General features: G+C 64.1%; 18 protein-coding genes. 1 reads left to right on the top strand and 17 read right to left on the bottom strand.

Translation table 11 applies throughout. The features are described 5' to 3' along the window. Positions 1 to 5 precede the first annotated feature (5 nt). From ASILVAE211_RS07115 to ASILVAE211_RS07075, 9 genes are all read right to left on the bottom strand, one after another. A complete protein-coding gene (locus ASILVAE211_RS07115) occupies positions 6 to 353 on the bottom strand; it encodes a hypothetical protein (RefSeq protein ID WP_227320595.1) in 348 nt (115 codons plus the stop codon). A 13-nt stretch (positions 354 to 366) separates the two neighbouring features. Further along, a complete protein-coding gene (locus ASILVAE211_RS07110) occupies positions 367 to 921 on the bottom strand; it encodes a chemotaxis protein CheD (protein ID WP_319799541.1) in 555 nt (184 codons plus the stop codon). Next, a complete protein-coding gene (locus ASILVAE211_RS07105) occupies positions 918 to 1,952 on the bottom strand; it encodes a protein-glutamate methylesterase/protein-glutamine glutaminase (RefSeq protein ID WP_227320594.1) in 1,035 nt (344 codons plus the stop codon). The genes ASILVAE211_RS07110 and ASILVAE211_RS07105 overlap by 4 nt, the downstream gene beginning before the upstream one ends. Next, a complete protein-coding gene (locus ASILVAE211_RS07100; protein ID WP_227320593.1) occupies positions 1,949 to 2,815 on the bottom strand; it encodes a CheR family methyltransferase in 867 nt (288 codons plus the stop codon). Before ASILVAE211_RS07100 ends, ASILVAE211_RS07105 begins: the two co-directional genes overlap by 4 nt. Continuing rightward, the gene (locus ASILVAE211_RS07095; protein WP_227320592.1) at positions 2,815 to 3,288 is read right to left on the bottom strand and encodes a chemotaxis protein CheW; all 474 of its coding nucleotides are present in this window, start codon (positions 3,286 to 3,288) and stop codon (positions 2,815 to 2,817) included. The genes ASILVAE211_RS07100 and ASILVAE211_RS07095 overlap by 1 nt, the downstream gene beginning before the upstream one ends. Positions 3,289 to 3,290: 2 nt before the next feature. Further along, complete coding sequence (locus tag ASILVAE211_RS07090) at positions 3,291 to 5,357, bottom strand: chemotaxis protein CheA (protein WP_227320591.1); 2,067 nt, start codon at positions 5,355 to 5,357, stop codon at positions 3,291 to 3,293. A 9-nt stretch (positions 5,358 to 5,366) separates the two neighbouring features. Beyond that, on the bottom strand, positions 5,367 to 5,732 hold the full coding sequence (locus ASILVAE211_RS07085) for a response regulator (protein ID WP_227320590.1): 366 nt from the start codon (positions 5,730 to 5,732) through the stop codon (positions 5,367 to 5,369). Between the two features lie 6 nt (positions 5,733 to 5,738). Continuing rightward, positions 5,739 to 5,996, bottom strand: coding sequence for an STAS domain-containing protein (locus tag ASILVAE211_RS07080; RefSeq protein ID WP_227320765.1), 258 nt, complete (start codon positions 5,994 to 5,996; stop codon positions 5,739 to 5,741). A gap of 111 nt (positions 5,997 to 6,107) precedes the next feature. Continuing rightward, positions 6,108 to 6,479: a response regulator gene (locus tag ASILVAE211_RS07075; RefSeq protein ID WP_227320589.1), complete on the bottom strand. Its 372-nt coding sequence runs from the start codon at positions 6,477 to 6,479 to the stop codon at positions 6,108 to 6,110. A 156-nt stretch (positions 6,480 to 6,635) separates the two neighbouring features. Here ASILVAE211_RS07075 and ASILVAE211_RS07070 point away from each other — a divergent pair, with 156 nt between their 5' ends. After that, on the top strand, positions 6,636 to 7,859 hold the full coding sequence (locus ASILVAE211_RS07070) for a FliM/FliN family flagellar motor switch protein (protein WP_227320588.1): 1,224 nt from the start codon (positions 6,636 to 6,638) through the stop codon (positions 7,857 to 7,859). Here ASILVAE211_RS07070 and ASILVAE211_RS07065 read toward each other — a convergent pair. The 8 genes from ASILVAE211_RS07065 to flgL all read right to left on the bottom strand — a co-directional run bounded on the left by ASILVAE211_RS07065 (position 7,856) and on the right by flgL (position 17,335). After that, entirely contained in the window at positions 7,856 to 8,296 is a 441-nt protein-coding gene (locus ASILVAE211_RS07065) for a hypothetical protein (RefSeq protein WP_227320587.1), read from the bottom strand. The genes ASILVAE211_RS07070 and ASILVAE211_RS07065 overlap by 4 nt on opposite strands. A gap of 14 nt (positions 8,297 to 8,310) precedes the next feature. Further along, the gene (locus ASILVAE211_RS07060; protein WP_227320586.1) at positions 8,311 to 8,631 is read right to left on the bottom strand and encodes a flagellar biosynthesis anti-sigma factor FlgM; all 321 of its coding nucleotides are present in this window, start codon (positions 8,629 to 8,631) and stop codon (positions 8,311 to 8,313) included. Further along, on the bottom strand, positions 8,628 to 9,005 hold the full coding sequence (locus tag ASILVAE211_RS07055) for a flagellar protein FliS (RefSeq protein WP_227320585.1): 378 nt from the start codon (positions 9,003 to 9,005) through the stop codon (positions 8,628 to 8,630). Before ASILVAE211_RS07055 ends, ASILVAE211_RS07060 begins: the two co-directional genes overlap by 4 nt. A gap of 1 nt (position 9,006) precedes the next feature. After that, the gene (fliD, locus tag ASILVAE211_RS07050) at positions 9,007 to 10,395 is read right to left on the bottom strand and encodes a flagellar filament capping protein FliD (protein WP_227320584.1); all 1,389 of its coding nucleotides are present in this window, start codon (positions 10,393 to 10,395) and stop codon (positions 9,007 to 9,009) included. 65 nt (positions 10,396 to 10,460) lie between these two features. Next, complete coding sequence (locus ASILVAE211_RS07045) at positions 10,461 to 11,927, bottom strand: flagellin N-terminal helical domain-containing protein (protein ID WP_227320583.1); 1,467 nt, start codon at positions 11,925 to 11,927, stop codon at positions 10,461 to 10,463. Positions 11,928 to 11,989: 62 nt separating this feature from the next. Beyond that, positions 11,990 to 12,679 carry a flagellar basal body P-ring formation chaperone FlgA gene (gene flgA, locus ASILVAE211_RS07040; protein ID WP_227320582.1) on the bottom strand — a complete coding sequence of 230 codons (690 nt, stop codon included), beginning with the start codon at positions 12,677 to 12,679 and terminating at the stop codon, positions 11,990 to 11,992. Continuing rightward, the gene (locus ASILVAE211_RS07035) at positions 12,676 to 16,119 is read right to left on the bottom strand and encodes a hypothetical protein (protein WP_227320581.1); all 3,444 of its coding nucleotides are present in this window, start codon (positions 16,117 to 16,119) and stop codon (positions 12,676 to 12,678) included. The genes flgA and ASILVAE211_RS07035 overlap by 4 nt, the downstream gene beginning before the upstream one ends. Before the next feature lie 10 nt (positions 16,120 to 16,129). Next, complete coding sequence (gene flgL / locus ASILVAE211_RS07030; RefSeq protein ID WP_227320580.1) at positions 16,130 to 17,335, bottom strand: flagellar hook-associated protein FlgL; 1,206 nt, start codon at positions 17,333 to 17,335, stop codon at positions 16,130 to 16,132. Between the last annotated feature and the right edge of the window lie 23 nt (positions 17,336 to 17,358).

Genomic DNA, 17,358 nt, shown 5'->3' with positions numbered 1-17,358 from the left:
CGGTCTCAGAAAAGATCGACATCCCCTGACGCATAGTCGCTGCCTGCGTCTGCCTCGCCGCGCAGCCGATGGGCTAGCTGCGCCAGCTTTACCGCCTGCAAGGCAGCGGAAGGGTTAACGGCATAGCCGGCAGGGATGACGAGATTGAGCGAGACCATAAAGCACGAGATTTCGCTGAGGCGCTGGGACATCAGATCCAGCATCTGCGCGTCGCGCACCGTGTCCCGGTCGGCCGCGATATCGAACAAAGCGGGGCTGAGCATGGTCTGAAGGCGGTCGATGGTCAGGCCAAGTTCGCGCAATTCTCCGGCGATGGCGTCCAAAATCGGCACAAGCTGCGTTGGTCTGTCCACGGTCTGGCTTTCGCTAAAACAATGCGACGGCGCCGGCGCGGCGATCCGGCGGCAGGGTCGCGGCACGGCGCTCGTCCTCGAACATTGGCCGGCTATCACCTTGCAGGAGCACCTGCCTTGCCTTGCCGCTGGCCGGCCAGAACTGCACACGCCGGCCGAACTGACCGCGCAGGCTGCCGCCATCGAAGGTGATGCCTTCCGTCCGCAGGAAGGTCTCGGCGAAATCGGCATTGAGATGGCCGATATCGGTCAGGCCCTGAATCATGCGAGCGCCGCCGAACAGCTTGGCGCGCAGGTTCTGCCGCCGGGCGCCGGCCGCCAGCAGCGCATTAACCAGCAGTTCCATGGCATGGGCGCCGTAGCGGGCCGATGGGCCTGCGTCGCGCGCATCCGGCGGGCGGCTGTCCACACCGGGAAGAAGAAAATGGTTCATGCCGCCATAGCCGCTGACGGGATCCCACAGGCAGGCGGCGATGCAGGAGCCGAGAATGGTGGTGAGCATGGCATCCGGATGGTTGCTGACATGCTGCTCGCCCTGAACGACATGGATGCGTGAAGCGCCGGTCATGCCGTCCGCGCCGGGTGGCGCTGGCTGTTCGCCATGCGGATAATGTGGTCGCCGATCTGCGCCAAGGGCAGCTGCCGGCTGATGGCGCCGAGTTCGAAAGCCACGCGGGGCATGCCATAGACGATGCTGGTGGCTTCATCCTGACCGATGGTCTCGCAACCCGCCTGCCGCAGGGCGAGCAGTTCCTCTGCGCCGTCCCGGCCCATGCCGGTCAGGATGACGCCGATGGCGGCCTGACCGACTGCGCGCAGGACGGAAGCGAACATGACATCGGCCGAGGGGCGATGGCCATTGACCTTGGGGCCGGTATTGAGACGGCAACGCAGGGGCCCAGACTGGCTGAGCGTCAGGTGATGGTCACCGGGCGCCAGATGAATGGTGCCGGGCAGCAGGCGCGCGCCATCGGCGGCCTCGGCCACGGTTGGGGCGCAAAGCCGGTTCAGCCTCTGCGCGAAGCTGCGCGTGAAACTTGGCGGCATATGCTGCGTAACGATGGTGGGCGGGCAATTGGCCGGAAAGCGCGACAATACGGCGATGAGGGCCTCTACCCCGCCGGTGGAGGCGCCGATGGCGACGATGCGCCCATCCGGCTGGAAATCCGCGGCATCCGGCTGCGGAGCGGGGGCCAGCGTGCGCGGACGCGGGCGGAAGGCGGCGGCCGCCTTCACCACCTCGGTCAGCCTGTCGAAACCATCAGGCGCTGCCGGGCTGGGCTTGGCGATGCAGTCGAAGGCGCCGATTTCGAGCGCCCGGAGCGTGGCATCGGCACCGCGCTGGGTGAGGGACGAGATCATGACCACGGGCGTCGGCCGCAGCCGCATGATTTTGTCCAAAAATTCCAGCCCATCCATGCCCGGCATTTCGATATCGAGCGTCACCACATCGGGATTGAGTGTCTTGATGGCCTGCCGCGCCTCCAGCGGGCCGGCAGCATGACCGATCACCGTGATGGCCGTATCGGCACGCAGCCTTGCCGCGATGACGCCGCGCATGGTGGGTGAGTCATCGACGATGAGGACACGGATGGTCATGCCGGCGCGGACGCATAAGCGGTCAGGCGATAGGTCGTGATGCCGTCATGCCGTAAAGCGGAGGCGGCTGGGCCGGTTATGCGTTCGGAATGGCCGATATAGAGCGCGCCCTCAGCAGCCAGCGCCGGCACCATCCGCTCCCACAGCCGGGCCTGGGTCTCCTGGTCGAAATAGATCACCACGTTGCGGCAGAAGATGGCTTGGAACTGTCCGGCTAAGGGCCAACTGCCGATGAGGTTGAGGCGCCGGAAGGATAAAATTGCGCGCAGGTCGTCGCCCACCTGATGCTGCCCGTTATCGCCGATGACGAACCAGCGGGATCGCAGGAGGGCCGGCACGGAGTCCATAGCGGCTTCCGCGTAGAGACCAGCTTCCGCGCAGGCGATCATCTTCGGGTCGATATCGGTCGCGATGATCTTCACGTCATGGCGTGCTGCGTCCGGCATGACGGAGAGCACGGTCATGGCGATGGAATAGGCTTCCTGCCCGCTGGAACAGGCGGAAGACCAGAAGCGGATTCGCTGGCCCTTGCGCGCGGCGGTGATCAGCGCCGGCATCAGCTGGGTTCTCAGATGATCGAAATGATGCGGCTCACGAAAGAAGCGCGTCACGTTGGTGGTCAGCGCGGCAATCATTTCGCCAAGCTCGGCGGCACCCTGCGGGCCTTCAAGCAGCGTGCAATAATCCCGGAACGTGCGCAGTTTTAAAGCGCGCAGGCGTTTGGCGAGGCGGGAATAGACGAGATTGGCTTTGTTATCGCCAAGCGCGATGCCGGCTTCGGCCTGCAACAGCCGCGCGATGGTGCGAAAATCGGCGGGTTTGAACGGAAATTCGGCGTTCTGCACAAGGTCTTGGCTTTCCATCAGGCGGCCACCGCGCTGTCCGGTGGCAGAACGAGGTCAAGCGCTATCAGGCTGATCATGCGCCCATCGAGCGCGATGAGGCCGCGCACGAAATCGCTGACCGTTTCGGATGCGATATCCGGCGGCGGCTGGATGCGGCTCTGTGCCAGTGTGATGATGTCCGAGACGGCATCGACCAAAATTCCGATCTGCTTCGGACCGACCTGCACGACGATGATGACGTTGCGCGCCGTCGGCTCGGACGCTGGCAGGCCGAGACGAAGGGCGAAATCAACGATGGGCAGAACGGCGCCCCGTAGGTTGATGACGCCACGGATATAGCGCGGCGCCTTCGGCAGCATGGTGGCCGATGTCCAGCCCCTGATCTCCCGCACCGCGGTCACGTCGACGCTGAATTCCTGCCGGCCGACGCGAAAGGCGATCAATTTCCGCATCGGATTGTCGGCGGCGATGATGGCCTGACCGGGTCGCATGGTCAGAAGACTTGGGACAAGCTGCGCGGGGCCTCCAGCCGGCTGGACTCCCGGGTCGCGGAGACGATGGTGTCGACATCCAGGATCAGCGCGACATGGCCGTCCCCCATCACGGTGGCAGCGGCGATGCCGTAGACCGCGCGATAATTCGCCTCGATGCTTTTGATAACGACCTGCCGCTGACCCTGGATTTCATCGACCAGAAGAATGGCCCGGCCGCCGCCCTCGCTTTCCACCAGCAGGGCGACGCCCTGCTCCGGCTGGCCGATGCGGCTGCCGAATTCCAGCACATCGGCGATATCGATGATGGGCACATAGCCGCCGCGCAGGGCCAGCACGGCGGTGCGATTGTCCAGCGGATGGATATCCGCGCCATCGGGCCGCAGCGTTTCCAGCACCGAGGCCAGCGGCACGATCAGCGTCTGGTCAGCGGTCTTCACCACCATGCCGTCCAGCACCGCCAGCGTCAGCGGCAGGCTGAGCGTGAAGGTGGAGCCCTGACCGGGCTTCGAGGCGATGGAAATGCGGCCGCCCATGGCCTGGACGGCGCGGCGCACCACATCCATGCCCACGCCACGGCCAGAAATATCCGACACCGCGCTGGCGGTGGAAAAACCAGGCAGGAAGATCAGATTGTCGATCTCGTCGTCGGTCAGTGGCGCATCAGTGTTGATCAGTCCATGGTCGATCGCTTTCTGGCGCACGCGGGCACGATTGATGCCGGCGCCATTGTCGGAGACTTCGATGATGATGCGGCCCGACCGATGCAGCGCCACCAGACGGACCAGTCCCTCGGCTGGCTTGCCGGCGGCAATCCGCGCTTCGGGCGATTCCAACCCATGGTCGATGGCATTGCGGATCATATGCGTCAGCGGATCGGCAATGCGCTCAATGACGGTCTTATCGACCTCGGTGCCTTCGCCTTCGGTGACCAGCCGCACCTGCTTGCCGGTTTGGGCTGCCAATTCGCGGACCAGACGCGGTATGCGCTGAAAGACGGCGCGCACCGGCTGGGCGCGAATGGCCATGACGCTGTCTTGAATTTCACGCGTCAGAGCCTCCAGCTCCTCCAGGGCCATGGCGATGGCCGAGGTGCGGGCAAGCCCCGCTTCCAGCACGCGCTGGCTGACCATGGCTTCGGTGATGACGAGTTCGCCGACCAGATCGATCATCCGGTCGACGCGATCCAGATCGACCCGGATGGTGGCACCGACCGTGCCGGCGCTTTCCGCCTGGGCTGCCATCGCCTCGACCGGATGCGGGGGCAAGGTTTCAATCGCAGCAGCTGGCATCGGTTGCGGTGCGGATTCGGCGGCCGCCGTATTGTCCCAGTCCTGAAAGGCGAAATCGGGACGCTCGAAGATATCGAGATCACAATCGTCTTCCACGAAATCGAAGACCGCGCGCAGGGTTGCGGCATCGTGATGCGTCGCCAGCGTCACGGTCCAGGACAGATAGGCGTCTTCCGGGTCCATCTCCGTCAGGTCAGGCAGGGCGCTGCTGTCGATCTCGACCTCGGCCGTGCCGAGACGCGACAATTCCCGCAGCAGCAGCGCTGTTTCATTGGCATGCGCGTAGAGAGCGGCCTTGGGCGTGAAGCGGATGATCCAGGTGCGGAGCGGGCTGCTTGCCGGCGCGGCTCTGGGCAGGGTTGGAGCGGAGGGTGGTTTGGCATCGCCCTTGGCGGCCAGCCGTTCAAGCTCGGTCGCCAAGGCCTGCGCGCGGGCGTCCTGTGCCCCTTCGCCGTTGCGTGCCGCGCGGACAAGATCGGTCAGCGCATCGGCGGATCGCAGCAGCAGGGCCATGCCCGCAGGATCGATGGCGAGCCGGCCGCTCCGCACCCGATCAAGGCAGGTTTCGAAACCATGCGCGAAACGCACCAGCGTATCGAGCGCGAAAATGCCGGCCCCGCCCTTGATGGAATGAACGGCGCGAAAGACGGCATTGACGGTCTCGGCATCGCCTTGGCCGATCTCCATGCGCAGCAGGCCCATTTCAAGTTCGGAGATCTGATCTTCACATTCCTGAAAGAAGACCTCTCTGATTTCCGCCATAGGGTCCGCTGTCATGATCAGACCTCAGGCGGAGACGCGGCGGATGGCATCGACAAGCTTGGCCGGATCGAAGGGCTTGATGATCCAGCCGGTGGCGCCGGCCGCCTTGGCACGGCTTTTCTTGTCAGGGTCAGCTTCGGTGGTCAGCACCAGGATCGGCGTCATGCGCTTTTCGGCATCCCGCCGCAGCGCTTCGATAAAGCCGAACCCGTCCAGACGGGGCATATTGACGTCGGTCACGATGACATCCGCCGTCTCGCGTTTCAGAACATCCAATCCGTCGATGCCGTCTTCCGCCTGAAGAACGCGAAAGCCGGCGGCAATCAGCGAATGTTTCAGCATATCCCGCATGGTGCGGGAATCATCGACCGTCAGAACAGTCAAAGCCATCAGGCCTTATCCTTCGTCATCCAAGAAAGCATCGGCAGGAAGGCCCAGCAGGGACAATCCGGCCTCAGCCTCCTGCGACAGATTTTCGACCCCAAAGCGGCGACCATCCGCTTTCCAGGCTGATTGTGCTGCGAGCAAAAGCTGCAGCCCCAGACCGCCGATGCGCGTCAGTCTTGTCGCATCGACCTGCAAATCATGCCCACGTGCGGCCAGCAATTGCCGGTGCAGCGACGCCACGGCGGTCAGGTCAAGATTGGCGGGCAGGTGCAGCGTGTCGATGGCGTTTTATCCTCTTGGCCGATGGAGTGTAGGCGCCATTCCCTAATTTTTTCCTTGTGCTGCTCGCCCGCGTGCCATGCCGGCGTTCAAGTCACCTTATTTTGACGGTAGAAATTGCTTGACGACATAGAGCAGCTGATTGGGCTGCGGCGGTTTCGTCAGCCAGCCGGAAGCGCCGGCGGCGCGCGCCTCGTCCCGTTTGCGGCCGTCGGATTCGCCGCTGAGCACGATGATGGGGGTGAATTTGTGAACGGGCGTCTTGCGGGCTTCGCGGATGAATGCGATGCCGTCCATCTCAGGCATATTGAGGTCGGTCAGGATCAGCGATGGCTTCAGTCCATTGCTCAATTCGGTCATCCCTTCCCGGCCATTGCTGCCGGTGGTGACGTCATGTCCCGCCTTCGATAGAATCTGTGCCAGGGTCATCACGATGGCGGCCTGATCATCCAGTATCAAAATACTTGCCATCGCTGTCTGGCCTTGCGCCGCTGCTGTCTGCCGTCCGTCCTTCTATGGAAAGCGCGCAGTTAATTTTGACTGAAAAGATGCGTTAACATTACAGTAAATTTCTGCCGATAGCATCAGGCCGTAAACGGATGGCAAAATCTTCCGGCGGATAAATCCATGGGTCTTCTGAACGGCGCGGCTGAGTCTGAACCCGTGGATCTTCTCGCCTCCGCCTTGACGGCCCAGCTACGCTCGACGGTCATGGAAGGCCTGTCCGATCCCATCATGCGCAAGATTGCCTTCTCGCTCTCGCAGCGCATGCGCTCCCCGGTACAGCTGCTCAGCTGCGTCAATGCCGTTATCAGCCATGAAGCGGCTCTGTCGGCTTTGCCCGATGTCATGCTGGCCGGCATTGCCGATCTGGCACCTTTGCATGGACGCATCATCATCGCCGCCGAAGGCGAGCTGATCGGCACGGTGGTCGACGCCATGTTCGGTGCCACGACATCCGATTTCGTCACGCGGCACGACCTGTCGGCGATGGAAATCAGGATCGGCAAGCAGATGATCGAGCTGACGCTGGACGGTATCACCGACGTGCTGGCCAGCTTCACGCCGCTGAATTGGAAGATCGTCCAGTATGAAACGGCCGTGAATATGCTGGCCATCGCCGATAAGAAGGATTGGATGATATCGACGACTGGCATTTTCGAGACGTCGCTCGGCATCGGCTCCATGCGCGTCATCATTCCCTATGCCGCGTTGGAACCTTTCGAAATCAGGATCAATTCCCAGACCTGGCTGATCGGATCAGCCCTGGTCGATCATCGCTGGACCGCGACCATGGCGCATCTGACGGCCACGACCCTGGTCGATATCGCTTTCGATATTGCCCGCCTGCCGCTGCCGCTTGGCACCGTGCGGCGATTGGCCATCGGCCAGATCTTGCCCCTGACACTGCTGCCTTACGCGGTTGCATCCTCCACGGGGCTTGATTTGTTCCATGCCGATTACGGACAGGCTGACGGCGCGGTCTGCTGCCGCCCGATTGCCGGGCCGAGCGATCTGTTTCTGTCGCGGGCGCAGCGCCCGCTGGAAAAGCCGATGGAACCGCGCCCTGCCCATAAGGTTGTGGGCGACCCGCGTCAGGCGATGCGGTCGGTGGTCGATCTTGTGCGTGTCGATCTGACAGTCGCGTTAGGGAAGACGGTGATGACCGTCGGCGCCCTCAGCGATTTGAAGGTGGGCGCGTTGATCAGGCTTGACCAGCCGATCGAGGCGCCGCTGGCCTTGTCGATCAGCGGCAGGCCGCTGGGGCAAGGGGAGATCGTGACAACGGGCAATGGGCGTTATGGGCTGAAGGTCATCGATCTGACCGGCAGCGTGGAGGATATGGCTTAAGCCTGCGCCAGAAGTCCCTCCAGGCTGAAGGCGCCGGTAGCGTGCAATTGCTTGAGGGAAACGGCCAGGGATCGCGCCAGACCTTCTGCTTGCTTTTGCCCGGACAGGCTGCGCGTCACGACGGCACGCAGCGCTGCGGCGAGGGTCTCCACCCGCCGGCCGAGGTCAGACGCACCGCGACCATGCAGCAGGGTCGCGAGTTCCGAAAAGTTCCGGGTGGCGAAAGCTGGAAAATAGGCTTTCAGCCGGTCCAGCGCGGGGCCTGCGGCAATCAGCGCATGGTCAAGCTGATGCGCGCTATCGGCAATGGCCGGCGGTTGTGCGGTCAGCAGCAGATCCTGCAAGGCGGCAAGGGTCTGGGTTACGCCATGCAATGTGGCTTCCGCAGCCTGCAAGGCATGGTCAAAGCCGTCGAGATCGGCGAACCCTTTTGCCATATCCGGTCTTTCGGTCAGGGCTTCAGTTGCACATGGGCAGCGGCGATGGCATTTGCCAGCTGGTCCGGGGAAACCTGAAAGGAATCGTCCTGCACGGCCGATTGCAGTCTGGCGACGACAGACGCATCGACGCCTGGTGCCTGTCGCGCATGGGCCAGAAGCTGGGCCGAGGTTTTCGCACTTTGCGTCAGTGTCACCGCTTCATTCTCGGCCTTAGCCTGGCCGGTTGTGGCACCGGTGGGCGTTTGACCATGGGCGGCAGAGCCCCCAAGGCCGGAAACGTCACCGGCGGAAGCGTCGTTCGAAAAAGGGCGAATACCGCTGGTCATGGTCATGAGACTAATAATTGAGAAGTTCTTAAGAATTCACTGTCGAGAACACGCAAGGCGCGATCGAAATCATCCAGCGGCTCAAGACTGTTCTCGATATTGGCGTCGAGCAGTGCCAGACGCAAGGCGCTGTAGATGCGGGCCAGCGATTGTCCAAGCGGGCTGCCATCATCCGTGTTGAGAATGCCGGTCATGACGGTCAGAAGCTGATCCGCGCGCGACAGCATATCCGCCTTAGCCAGCCTATCGCCTGCCTCAATCGCCTCTTTGGCCTTGCGGGCGTAAAGACGCAGCGCACGCCAGCCCGGCCGCAGCCAGTCGATGCTGGCGCCGCTGTCGAACAGGCTTTCCCGATAGCGGTTGGCGGTGTCGGTGATCATGTCACTCACTGCCTGACCCGGTGGAGGCGCCGAGGAAGATGCTCAGATAGGCCTGCGTGACCGATGCGGAAGAGGCTTTGGTTTCCGCGAGCGTATATTCGTTGATGAGGTTTTCCAGCTGCGCGGTATTTGATTTCGTGATCTGCGCGATCTCAGCATTGATGGAAGTGACCTGCGCATTCAGGGATGTCGTCTGCGCGCCGATGGCGCCGCTGCCGCCGCTCGTGGCACTGCTGTCGCCGATCGCGCCGGTGGTGATGTTTTTCAGCGCACCATAGATTTGCGCCACGAGTTTCTGTACGGCCGCCGGGTTTTTCGCGTAGCTGGCGCTGAAGGTGCTGCTGTCAAAGGAGACAGCGCCGGAACTGCTGACGGTCAATCCCATGGCATTGGCGCTGATGCCGGAGGCGGCCGCCCCGGAAATGGCGGTCAGCAATTGGTTGGAAAGATTGGTGGCGGTGAAATTGCCAAGCAGTGGGCCGGCGGTTGCGGCGGTGGCCGCCGATCCGCTGCCGGTCGCCGCCACGTATTTGATCTGGCTGGCGATGCTGGAAATCGCCGCATTCAGCGATGTCGCGACCGATGACAGCGCCGTGGTCAGGCCTGTTGTGGAACTGCTGACGGACAGCGTGGTGCTGCCCGATCCGGTCAGGTTGATGGTCAGCCCCTGAATGATATCGGTCAGGCTATTATCGGCATTGGAGACCGGCACGCCGTTCAGCGTGAAGGTGGCATTCGTCGCGGCCTGCGCCACGGTCCATTCCCCGGTCGCGGCGCTGCTATTGCCTGCGGGATTGTAGTCGAAGGCCGCCAGCGCGCCTGTGCCGCTGACGGAAAAGGCTTGGGCGGTGCCGGTGGCGCTGCTTTGCAGCACCAGCCGCGCGCCGGCCGTTGATGTAACGACGCTGGCCGTCACGCCGTCACCGGCCTTGTTGATGGCGGCGGCGACCCCGTTCAAGGTCAGGCTGCCGGAGCCCAGGGCAATGCTTGCGGTGATGCCGTTCTGCACGAAGGTCAGCGACCCGGCGCTGCCGCCGATAGAGGCCGAGGCGCTGCTTTTCAGCCCGGTATAAATCGTCTCGGCCGTTGCCTTGTGAACATTCGCCAGGGTGTAGGTGCCGATGGCCGCCGCATTGCCGGCCGTGACGGTCGCCGTGGCCGAACTGGTGGAGGTGGCAGCGCGGGACGACAGCGTGCTGACATCGCTGATGCCGCCGAGCGCTTTCGACAGGGATGAGATTGTTCCCTGGATCGCGCCCCAGGCCGAGACCTGCGCCGTTTCGGTGGTGATCTGGCTTTTGAGCTGCGTGATGGGCGCCTGCAACCGCGCCTGATAGAGCGATATTTGGCTTTGTATCGCGGCGGAGCTCAGGGAGCTGACTGTGGCCATCGCCTCACCTTTGGGGCTTGCGGGAGATGCGACTGGGAGGTGTCAATCCCAGTCGCATCAGGTCGTTACGGTAGCAGAGACAGATAGGATTGCTGCAGGGTGGTGGAGCTTTTCAGCGCCGCCACGCCGGCCTGCGCCTGAATCTGCGCCTGTGTCAGCTGGTTGCTGACCTGCGGGATATTCGCATCCTGCACGACGCCAAGCGCGCTGGTGACGTTCTGGCTACTGGTATTGAGATTATTGATGCTCGCTGTCAGCCTTTGCTGCGCCGCGCCCAGCACGCCGCCCTGGTTGTTCAGGCCCTGAAGCGCGAATTTCACGACATTGATGGCGGTATCGGCGCCAGCCGTCGTCGTGACATTGATATCGGCAAGGGATGTCAATTTCGATCCCCCGCTCAACCCGATGGCGTTGCCGTTGGTGACGCTGAAGGCAGCGCTGGATTGCACTTCGACCTGGCCCTGAATGACGCCGCTGGCCGAACCTGCTGTGGATTTGAGGACATTATGCGTGGCGCTTGTGCCTTGGGCCGAGGCGCTGAGGCTGCCCGAGGTGACGCCGGTAATGACGATATTCTTGCCATTCGCCTGAGTGAGCGAGATCGAGGCGCCATTGGTCGAGACAGTGGCGGAAATGCCCGTCGTCCCGGTCTGGCCATTGATCTGCGCCGCCAGCGCCGACACCGTCGTCGCGTTGATCGTCTGCGCGCTGCCGCTGCCCTGAATTTTGAAAGCAAAACCGTTCGTGCCGGCGGTCGCTTTCAAGGTCACGCTATTGGTCGCCTGGGCGGTCACGCCCGTCTTGCTGGCAAGATTGTTGATCTTGGTGGCCAGCGCGGCGGCGGAACTATTGGCGGCGGCCGTGATGGTGCCGGTATAGCCGTTATTGCCGGTATAGCTGACATTGCCGGCCGCGAAGGCGCCCGCCGTCGCAGCATTGGCGGCGGCGAAGGTCGTCAGCACGCCCGTCGTCTTGCCGGCGCCGAAAATGGCGGCCGAAGCCGAGGACTGGTTGAGGCCGATGGTATTGGCGCTGGTATTGCCGATGCTCAGGCTCAGCGTCTGGCCCTCGTTGGCGCCGACCTGAAACTGAACGCCGCTGAAGGTGCCGTCCAACAAGCTGATATTGTTGAACTGCGTCTGGGACGCAATGGTGGTGACCTGCCCGGTCAATTGCGTCACCACATTCTGCAACGATTGGGATTCCGACGCGCTCTGCGTGCCGTTGGCGGCCTGCACGGCAATGGAATTGAGCTGCTGCACGACGCCGATCTGCTGCTGCAAGGCGCCTTCCGCCGTTTGTAGCAGGCTGACGCCCTGATTGGCATTGGAAACGGCCTGGGTCAGCCCGTTCAACTGGGAGGTAAAGCCCTGCGCCGTGATATAGCCTGCCGGATTGTCCGCGGGCGAATTGATCGACAAGCCGCTGGAGAGCTGCTGTTCCAGCGAATTGTTGAGATTGTTGGTGGCGGTAATCGAGTTCAGGGCATTCAAGGCGCCCTGGTTGGTCAGGATCGAGCCGACGGCGGACATCTTACGCTCCTTGGGTTCGGGTTGCCGTGCCCTCTATTCGGCAGGACCGACCAATGTTTTCCCTAAGATCCCAATTGGACGACGGCGCCATTCGGCGTGACCGTCGCCTGGAACCGTTTTCCGGTGGTTGGATTGGCGACCATGATGCTGTCGCCGATGCGCCCCGATTGCTCGGCGCGGGCTTCCAGCGTCACGTCGACAGCGCCGCTCCGCACATCGACGGCAATGGTCTGGCCGGCCTGCACCACGACGGGCTGCTGCACGGTGGTGCTGGTCAGGATAGCGCCGCGCGGCAAAGACAGCACGGCAATGGCGCCGGTTACGTCCTGGATATGGCGATAGACCTGCCGGCCGGCATAGAGCGATAAAGGTTCGTCCTGGAGCGTGACATCATCGGGCGTAATCGCGCTGCCGCCGGCAATGGGCTGGGCGGCGACCACGATCGCCATGCGGCTGTCGACGGTGACGCTGACATACAGCGTCCAGATCGGTGCCGCGCAATGCACCGCCGCCTGCTGATAGGGTTCCATGCCGCTGATGGTGACGCTGAGTGGCACCGTGCAGGCCGGCATATACTGCGCGGCGGCAACCGGGCCGAGGGTGATGGCCGCCTGGGCGGGTGCCGTCTGTGCCGCGGCCTGCCGCACGGCGCTGGTGACGGCACTGGGATCTTCGTGACGCGACGCATTGGCCAGGGCGCTGCCGGATGCCGCTAGACAAAACAGCACGAGGCTTGCGGCCGCCTGTCTCATTCCGCGGCCCGTGGCGCTCGCAGGGCAGAGGCCGGAAACACCGCCCAGGGTGGCGTGGTCTCCTCCATGGCCGGCAGAGATAGCGCGGCTGCCCGCGTTTCCTTGCCCTGGGTCAATGTCTGCGGAAAATCCTCGAGGGCCGTGCGGATGGCGCGCTGCCAGGCGGCCAGCCGGTTGGGCAGGCGTTGCGCCGGCAGGCTGTCCGGGTGGTCCAGCCGGTCATCCAGCAGCAGCCGGCAGCCGGCAGCGGCGGCCATCAGGGTGACATAGCAATCGGCTGCCGCGTCCTGGTCCTGGTCCACCGGCCGGACGAGCAGATGCGGCGCGAGCGCGCCGAGTTCGGCAGCCCAGGCTTCCTCGCTGTCGGGCGCGCGCAGGCGGGTGACGCCGCCGGTATAGATGCCGCCAGGCCGCTCGATGACGATCCAGAGGGCATCTTTTTGCGTCTCGTTGATAAGGTCGATGAGCCAGGGCGGCCCGATGCCTTCGTCGATCCACAGAATGCGCGGGCGGCTGTTGATGCCGCTGCCGATGGCCAGGTCCTGCCAGATCGGGCGAGACAGAGCTGGTTGCCATAGCGTCACGGGCCGGCTGGGCGGCAGCAGTTTGCGCAGCTGTGCCTGCAAGCCGGACGAGGTCGCGTAAAGCCTGTCGGCCGCCGTCAGCACCGGCTTGCTGTCAGGGTGCGGCGCGCGGGTGAAGATGGCGTCAAAAGCCGGCGCATGCGGAATAGCGCCATCCTCCGGATTGATGCGCAGCCACAGACTGGGCGCGCGGCGGCCGAGTTCGCCGGGCATGACGATATCCGCTGTCCAGGAGGCTGCGATGAGACCGGCACCCCGCAAGGCGCGGGCGGCGTTGAAGACCGGTTGGCCGGCTACCGGAGGGCCGCTGAGCAGCAGGCTGCTTCTGTCGGCTGGCGTTGCGCGGACAAGGCCCGGCCGCTGTTCCGGTGCCAGCAGATCGCCATGCAGCGACAAAGCCGGATGATGGAAGGGATCCTCCCAGGGCAAGCTGCGGGCGACCGGGCTGCCCAGGCGGAACTGGCCCTCGTAATCGGCGCGGATGGTCTGCCCGGCGATGATGAAGGAGACATCGGGCGTCCAGACCAGCGCATGGCCGGCGGCCCGGATCTGCGCGCCGAGATCGATCCACAGCGCGTCGCCAGAAAGGCTGGGGATGTCGCAACCGGCCAGCACGTGCCGTCTGGCCAGCAAAGCCGGCGGGGCCAGGGCGCTCGCCTCCTGGTCCACGGCCAGCCAGCCGCCCGGGCCTGGGTCATCCGACAGGTGGCCCGCCCCCATGCGGCTATCGGCGCCGATGATGATCGGCCCTTGCACGGTAAAGCGCGTGCGGTCCGCCAGCAGGGGGGCCAGCGTGCGGGCGCCGACAAGCCCGACGCGCGGATCGGCCAGCCGGCTGCGCAAGCCTTCCCGCCATTCGGGCGCCTGGGCCTGAGCGCGGGCGTCGATGATGGCGACATGCGCCGTCAGTACTAAAGCCAGGGCGTGACGCAGCGCATCGCCGGTGGTCAGCCCAGGGGCGGGCGCCACGGCCAGAACCTTGTGTTCCAGGGCTTCGGCCTTATCGGCGATCTGCTGAAAAAAGGTCGCGGTCGCGAATGGCAGGTCGGCGCCCGCCAGGATGATCGGCCCGGTCAGCACCGTGGTCATCAACATGGCGCGCAGCCAATGGTCGATGGCGGCGACCTCGGCCTGATCGCAGAGCAGGATGGTGGATGTGCCGGGATCGGCGACCTTGCGGTGATGGCGATACAGGCCCGGAAAAGGCCGCGCCACCACCGCCCCGTCCAGTCCCGAGCGCGCCAGGCTGGCGGCGATGGCGCCTTCGGCCCGCGCCATGAAAAGCGTGGAGGGGATATTGTCGCGCCGGCTGAGCGCACTGCGGGTGAACAGCGCCTCCGGCAGACGCACAACCGTGGCGCCGGCCTCGCTCAGTCGCAAATGGAGGTCGAATTCCTCAGCCCCGGCAAAGGCTGGATCGAAACCGCCGATACGCGCCAGGGCCTCTGTGCCATACCAGACCCAGTCGCCGATGAAGGGCGACTGGCGCAGGCGCGTGGGTTCCCAGGCCGGCTTGTGCCTGATCCAGGGGCCGGTATCGCGCGGCACGATTTCGTCGCAATAGAGCATATCGGCCGCCGTGCGCTGCGCCTCCAGGGCGAAGCGCAGACAGGCATCGGGCGAGATGATGTCGCCAGCATTGAGAACGGCGACATAGTCGGCGCTCTCTGCCAGAGCATTCGCCATGGCACAGAGCGCGGCGGTGATCGCACCGGCCTCGGCGGCCACCCGCGTCGTGACGAGATCGGGCAGGTCGCTATCCTCGCTGGTGAGCAGCCTAATCGCCGTGGGCGCGTGCCATTGCTGACGCAGCGATTGCAGGCTTTCGGCGATGGCATGCGCACGCGCCGTAGGCGCCACGATGATGACGCAAAGACGCGGCAGCGCGCCGCTTTCGGCGGCCAGCGCTGCCAGCCTGGCGCGGGCGCCCGCGTCCAGCCGCTCGGCCGGGCGCAGCCCCGCCGCCGAACCCTCGGCCGTCTTGGCCAAGGGCGCGGGCTGATGGCTGACCCAGGGCAGAACCGGCCCTTTGCTCTCGGCCAGTTCGACGACGAAATCGACCATTTCGGCGCAGGATTGCGCGAAACCGTCCCAGGTCGTGTCTGTCGCATCCTCGTCCTGCAAGGCCTGCCACATGCCATCCACAAGCCGATGCAGCGGCGTCAGCATCCGGTCCTGATCCACCGGCTTGCTGCGATCAAGCTGCAGCGTGAGGGTCGCGATCGCCTCGCGACGACCTTGCGGGCGCCGATCGATCAAAGCCAGCCCCAGATCGTCCTCGATCTTCCTGACCTGATCGAGAGGGGCTTTCAGCAGCTGTGCATAAGTCAGCCAACTGCGTTTCAGGCCGCGCGTCTGCCGTTCCGCTGCGATGCTGTAACTTGCCCACAGCAGCAAAGCGTGAGAGCGCGACAGGCCGTTCTTTTTGTGCTGACTGGCGGCGACGGTCCAGGGGTCGCGGCTGATATGAAGCGCATGCGGACGGTGGCCCGCTTCCCGCGCCGCCCGCTCATACAGCGGCAAAAGCCGGCAGAGATGCGGATGCTTGATTGCCCAGAGCGGTTCCTGCGCGAAGCGCCGGCGGATGATTTCGCCCAGCCGGGACAGAAACCCGGGCATATCGGCCCGTTCATGCCAGTCGGGTGGCAGGCTGCGCAGATCGGCCCATTGCATGCCGAGGCGATTGAACAGATCGACGTCGAACTCGATCAGCTCGGGAATTTCATAGAAGCCGCGTGGGTTATGCTCATTCGGGTCGGCGTCGTTATGGATGGTGACGCCCAATTTCTGCAGCATGCCGGAAAGCGCCGACGTGCCGCTGCGATAATAGCCGGCAATGAAAATGGCGTCCGACATGCGCCCGGCCTCACAGATACTGAAACAGGCTGAGGTTCTGCACGGCGGCGAAGGATTTTCCGGCGGCGGCGACGGCGGTGATGGTCTCGTTCAGCTGGGTCAGCGCGCTGGGCATATCGACACCGACGGCATTCTGCACCGTCAGCTGCAATTGCGTCGATTGATTGCTGTTGCTGGTGCCGGCACTGGCGATGGCTTGCAAGGTCACGCCATTTTGCGCCTGGGCTGTCAGCAGAGTCTGCTGATATTGCGCGAGGGTCGACAGCGCGCCGTTCAGCGCCTGCGTCGTCTGCGCGCGGTCGGCCGAGGAACTGCCGGTCGCGCTCAAAGCGCTTGCAATGCTTTGCAGCAGGGCAAAGGCCGTCTGCGGACGGCTGGGCGCGATGGTGAAACTGTCGCCCGCATCCGGCGTGCCGTTGATCTGGAAACTCTGCCCGGCCAGTTGCAATGTGGTGCCCGATGTGGCGCTGCCGGTCGCGAGCACCGTGTCACCCTGGCTTGCCGTGTAGGTCAGGCCGCTATCGCCCTCGGCGAAGCTGAGCGTGATGGGCGTGGTGCCGGATTGGAAGCTGGCGGCAGCGGCCGACTGCACGATGCCGGTGGCCAGCAGCGTGCCGCTGCCGGAATTGTTCGCGTCGGCGGAAATGACGCTGTAGCCGTTGCCGGCCAGCGCATTGGTAAAGACCGTGCCGCTGGCCAGCGTGCTGGCCGTGGTATCCGGCGAAATCGCCGCCTGCCCCTGGCCGCCGTCCCCGAGATAGACCGTTGTGCCATCGGCATTGGTCTGAAACGGCACCAGCATATTGCGTGACCCGCCGAACAGATAGGTGCCGTCCGGCGCTGTACCATTGGCGAGGCCCAGCAATTGCTGTCCGGCGGCAGAGACCTGCTGCGACAAGGCCTGCATGTCCTGCGCATTGCTGCTGCCGCTTAAGGCCTGTTCGATGACCGACTGCACCGTATCGTAGAGGGTCGAGACGGCGGTGTAGCTGTCGCTGACGGTGCCGAGCTTGGTCTGGATATTGGCTTGGGTCGCGTTTTGCGTCGTCAGCGCGGTTATCTGGTTATTGGTGATCGTCGCCGTCGCGAAAGCCCCGGGGTTTTGTGCGGCACTCTGCACGGCATAGCCGCTGGCGATCTGCTGCTCCAGCGTGTTCACCGTCGCTTCCTGCTGCGTGATATTGGCCAGGAAATGGGTGTAAAGCGACGCGCTCATGGGACTGGCCTCCTGCGCCGCGC

Source organism: Acidisoma silvae (assembly GCF_020618775.1).
Taxonomy (GTDB): Bacteria; Pseudomonadota; Alphaproteobacteria; order Acetobacterales; family Acetobacteraceae; genus Acidisoma; species Acidisoma silvae.
This window is presented reverse-complemented; position numbering and strand designations above follow the sequence as displayed.